The sequence below is a fragment of the Bifidobacterium pullorum subsp. saeculare genome (assembly GCF_016899725.1).
GTDB classification, from domain to species: Bacteria; Actinomycetota; Actinomycetes; order Actinomycetales; family Bifidobacteriaceae; genus Bifidobacterium; species Bifidobacterium pullorum_C.
In genome coordinates this window covers 1-482 of sequence record NZ_JACLYU010000156.1, presented here as the reverse complement: position 1 = coordinate 482, position 482 = coordinate 1, and the positions used below count along the sequence as shown (strand labels likewise).

Genomic DNA, 482 nt, shown 5'->3' with positions numbered 1-482 from the left:
ATCGACGACCTCGCTCAGGTGCTGGACGCTGAACACATCGCCGAGCATCTCTACACCAAAGGTCAGCCAGACCCCGACCTGTTGATTCGAACCTCCGGGGAGCAGCGGCTCAGCGGATTCATGTTGTGGCAAAGCGCCCATTCGGAGTTCTACTTCTGCGAGGCGTACTGGCCTGACTTCCGCAAGGTTGACTTCCTGCGCGCGTTGCGCAACTACGCGCAGCGCGAGAGGCGTTTCGGCGGTTAGTCCAGCAACCCCAGTTCCGCAAGGAATAGCACGATCGCATTCATCGCGGGTCGGCGCGCAAATTCGTTCTTCAAGTGCCGTGAACCCATCGTGCGACTCAGTGGGAATGGGTCGTAGGAGAGATCCCAGTGGTTCGCATGGAACATCGCCAGCCGCGGCGCATGTGGCGAAGGCAGAGCTGCCTGTGCCTGCGTAAGTTGCATGTCGTTGTCCTGGTTGTATTCGTCAAGCTCCAG

General features: G+C 59.3%; 2 protein-coding genes. One reads left to right on the top strand and one right to left on the bottom strand.

The annotated features are described in order from the left end of the window. Positions 1-246 (top strand): undecaprenyl diphosphate synthase family protein (locus H7U32_RS09940; RefSeq protein ID WP_204469876.1); only part of this gene is annotated, 246 nt, incomplete at its 5' end. Here the strand turns inward: H7U32_RS09940 and H7U32_RS09935 are convergent. Then, positions 243-482 (bottom strand): hypothetical protein (locus tag H7U32_RS09935; RefSeq protein ID WP_204469875.1); only part of this gene is annotated, 240 nt, incomplete at its 5' end. The genes H7U32_RS09940 and H7U32_RS09935 overlap by 4 nt on opposite strands.